The sequence below is a fragment of the Rhodosalinus sp. genome (assembly GCF_041685465.1).
Taxonomy (GTDB): domain Bacteria; phylum Pseudomonadota; class Alphaproteobacteria; order Rhodobacterales; family Rhodobacteraceae; genus Rhodosalinus.
Genome location: NZ_JAWLFS010000277.1, coordinates 1 through 3591, shown reverse-complemented (window position 1 = coordinate 3591; position 3591 = coordinate 1). Strand labels below are relative to the sequence as shown.

The window sequence follows — 3591 nt, the reverse complement described above, 5'->3', positions numbered from 1 at the left end:
AGACGAAAACTCGCCGGACGGGACACAACCTACCTCGCGGCAATCCTCGCCTCCTCACCTGCGTGACTTGGATTCGGAGCCCTGGATGCCCGATGCCGCGCATTGACCAAAGGGCGGTTTTCCCTTAAACATCCCGCGAGCCTCGGGCGCTGTGCCGCCCGACACCGCGACGGCTCCGACAGACGCTACGGGCCGGGTGTGTCCGTAAATCACGGATATACATGACCAAATTCACTGAACTCGACCTCAATCCGAAGGTTCTGAAGGCGATCGAGGAGGCGGGCTACGAAGAGCCGACCCCGATCCAGGCCGGGGCGATTCCCCCCGCGCTCGCGGGGCGCGACGTGCTCGGCATCGCGCAGACCGGCACCGGCAAGACGGCGAGCTTCACGCTCCCGATGATCACCATGCTCGCGCGGGGCCGCGCGCGGGCGCGGATGCCGCGCAGCCTCGTGCTCTGCCCGACACGCGAGCTCGCCGCGCAGGTGGCGGAGAACTTCGACACCTACGCCAAGCACGTGAAGCTCACCAAGGCGCTGCTGATCGGCGGCGTCAGCTTCAAGGAACAGGACGCGCTGATCGACAAGGGCGTCGACGTGCTGATCGCCACGCCGGGGCGGCTTCTGGACCATTTCGAGCGCGGCAAGCTGTTGCTGACCGGCGTGCAGGTCATGGTCGTGGACGAGGCCGACCGGATGCTCGACATGGGCTTCATCCCGGACATCGAGCGCATCTTCAGCCTGACCCCCTTCACGCGGCAGACGCTCTTCTTCTCGGCGACCATGGCGCCCGAGATCGAGCGCATCACCAACACCTTCCTGCAGGCCCCGGAACGGATCGAGGTGGCGCGCCAGGCCACTGCCTCCGAGACGATCGAACAGGGCGTCGCGATGTTTCAGCCGGGACGGCGCGACCGGGAGGGCAGCGACAAGCGCAAGCTCCTGCGCGCGCTGATCGACCGCGAAGGCGCCGCCTGCAAGAACGCGATCATCTTCTGCAACCGCAAGGTCGAGGTCGATGCCCTTGCCAAGTCGCTGAAGAAGGCCGGCTACGATGCCGCGCCGATCCACGGCGACCTCGACCAGGCGACGCGCACGCGCACGCTGGACGCCTTCCGGGACGGGACACTGCGCTTCCTCGTGGCCTCCGACGTCGCCGCGCGGGGTCTCGACATCCCGGCGGTGAGCCACATCTTCAACTTCGACGTGCCGACGCATGCCGAGGATTACGTGCACCGCATCGGGCGCACGGGCCGCGCCGGGCGCGCGGGCAAGGCGCTGACCATCAGCGGGCCGAAGGACGAGAAACACATCGCCGACATCGAGCGCCTGCTCCAGAAGGAGATCCCGCGCGTCGATCTTCCCGAGGCCGCCCCGGCCCCTGAGCCGCAGGCCGAGGCCGAGGCGCCGTCCGAAGAAAAGCCGACGCGCAGCCGCGGCGGTCGCTCCCGCCGCAAGACGAGCGCGCCGCCGGCGGACGAGGCCGCACCGGCCGTCGCGGCACAGGATGCGCCGGCGCAAGAAGACGCCAGCGACGAAGCCGCCGCCGCGCCGGAGGCAGAGACCGCCGCCGCGCCGGAAAAGCCCGCGCCCAGGCGCAGGTCGCGGGCCACGAAGGACGAGCGCGGGGAGCCGGCGAAGGTCGTCGGCATGGGCGACCACATGCCCCGCTTCATCGCACTCAGCCTCGAGGAACGCCTCGCGGGCTGATGCGATCCGGCGCCCGGACACGGGCGCCGACAGATCCCCCCGGCGGAGGGTCATGCGCCCTCCTTCCCTGACATCATGGACGGCATCATGGCGACACATCGTTTCGACGATGCGCTGGCCTCCGCCCTGCGGCACCAACGCGCCGCCGGGGCCGGGACGCCTGCGCTGGCGCATCTTCTCGCGGCACGGGACGGGCCGCTCACGCTCGAGCGCGCGCTCGCCATCGCGGCGGAGGCGCACACGGGGCAGACGGACAAGGCGGGCGCGCGCCCTACATCCTGCATCCGCTCCGCGTGATGCAGGCGCAGGAGAGCGCGGCGGCGCGTATCGTGGGCCTTCTCCACGACGTGGTGGAGGACACGCCGGTGACGCTCGACCATCTTGCCGCGGCAGGAGCGGAGGCGCCGGTTCTGCGCGGCCTCGACGCCGTCACGCGGCGTGCGGGCGAAAGCTACGAGGCATTCGTGCAGCGCGCAGGGACCGATCCCGTCGGCCGGGCCGTCAAGATCGCGGACCTGCGGGACAACATGGACCTCACGCGCATCGCGGCACCGTCAGACAAGGACCGCGCGCGCCTCGACCGATACGCCCGCGCCCTCGCGCAGCTCGGCGCGGGGTGATCAGCCAAGACGGCTGATCACGACGGTCACCTCGGGCTTCTTGCCGATCTCGTTGAAGGCGGTGTTGCGCACGATGCGGCGCAGCCCGTCCTCGAGCCTGTCGTCGTCGCCGAGCACCTTCTTCCCCGCGCGGCCCATGAATTGCGCGAGATCGGCCTCGATCACCTCGGCGAGATCGGCGCGCGACCGCCCGCTTTCCGGCAGGCCGCGCAGCTCGCACCACGGCTCGCCGAGCGGGTCGCCATCCTCGTCGAGGATGAGCGTGACGAGCGCATGGCCGTTCAGCGCCATGCGGATCCGGTCGCGCACCACCCCGTCGAGCGCGCCGATCTGCGCCGTGCCGTCGAGGTAGATGCGGCTCGTCTCGACATGCTCGGCCACCTGCGGCGCGTCGCCGGTCAGATCCAGCATCGTGCCGTTGGGCGCGATGGCGGAGGCGTAGCCCCGGCTCCGGGCAAGCTTGGCGTGCTCGCGCAGCATCCGGTGCTCGCCGTGCATCGGGATCACCATCTTCGGCTTCATGAGTTCGTGCATGCGCTCCAGATCGGGGCGGTTGGCATGGCCGGAGACGTGATAGCGGTCGGTGGAATCGTCGATCACGTCCACCCCGATCTCGGAAAGCTGGTTGATGACGCGCAGGACGCCGCGCTCGTTGCCCGGGATGGTCTTGGACGAGAAGAGGAAGGTATCGCCCGCCTTGAGCTCGATCCCCTGATACTTGCCGCGGGCGAGCTGGGCGGAGGCGGCGCGCCGCTCGCCCTGGCTGCCGGTGACGATCAGCATGAGGTTCTCGCGCGGGACGCCCGAGGCGTCCTCCGGGCTCACGGTGCGCGGGAAATCCTCGAGCACGCCGGTCTCGAGCGAGGCCTCCAGCATCCGGCGCATCGCGCGCCCCATCAGGCAGACCGAGCGCCCGGCGCGCGCGCCGGCCTCCGCCAGCGTCTTCAGCCGCGCGACGTTGGAGGCGAAGGTCGTCGCCACCACCATGCCGCTCGACCCCGCGACGAGCGACTCGAGATCGGAGGAGAGCGAGGCCTCCGACCGGCCCGGCCGTTCGACGAAAACGTTCGTGGAATCGCAGATCAGCGCCTGCACCCCCGGCTTCGCCGCCTCTTCCCATGCGCCGGGGTCGAAGGGTTCGCCCACCACCGGCGTGACGTCGATCTTGAAGTCCGCCGTGTGCACGATCCGGCCCGCCGGCGTGTCGATGACCATGCCGGCGCTTTCCGGGATCGAGTGCGAGACCGGCAGGAAGCCCACCC

At 70.1% G+C, this 3591-nt stretch carries 4 protein-coding genes; 3 read left to right on the top strand and 1 reads right to left on the bottom strand.

Going from position 1 to position 3591, the window contains the following annotated elements:
• Positions 1 to 221: 221 nt before the first annotated feature.
• The 3 genes from ACESL7_RS14335 to ACESL7_RS14325 all read left to right on the top strand — a co-directional run bounded on the left by ACESL7_RS14335 (position 222) and on the right by ACESL7_RS14325 (position 2329).
• Positions 222 to 1709 carry a DEAD/DEAH box helicase gene (locus ACESL7_RS14335; protein WP_372893980.1) on the top strand — a complete coding sequence of 496 codons (1488 nt, stop codon included), beginning with the start codon at positions 222 to 224 and terminating at the stop codon, positions 1707 to 1709.
• A gap of 87 nt (positions 1710 to 1796) precedes the next feature.
• Positions 1797 to 2006, top strand: a complete 210-nt coding sequence (locus tag ACESL7_RS14330; protein ID WP_372893979.1) for a hypothetical protein — start codon at positions 1797 to 1799, stop codon at positions 2004 to 2006.
• Positions 2003 to 2329: a hypothetical protein gene (locus tag ACESL7_RS14325; protein WP_372893978.1), complete on the top strand. Its 327-nt coding sequence runs from the start codon at positions 2003 to 2005 to the stop codon at positions 2327 to 2329. The genes ACESL7_RS14330 and ACESL7_RS14325 overlap by 4 nt, the downstream gene beginning before the upstream one ends.
• On the opposite strand, the gene ACESL7_RS14320 is transcribed toward ACESL7_RS14325, so the two are convergent.
• Positions 2330 to 3591 (bottom strand): ribonuclease J (locus ACESL7_RS14320; protein WP_372893977.1); only part of this gene is annotated, 1262 nt, incomplete at its 5' end.

What these genes read in the sequence shown, in the direction of transcription:
- ACESL7_RS14330 (WP_372893979.1), top strand. Translation starts at nt 1,797, where the DNA reads ATGGCGACACATCGTTTCGACGATGCGCTGGCCTCCGCCCTGCGGCAC.
- ACESL7_RS14335 (WP_372893980.1), top strand. Translation starts at nt 222, where the DNA reads ATGACCAAATTCACTGAACTCGACCTCAATCCGAAGGTTCTGAAGGCG.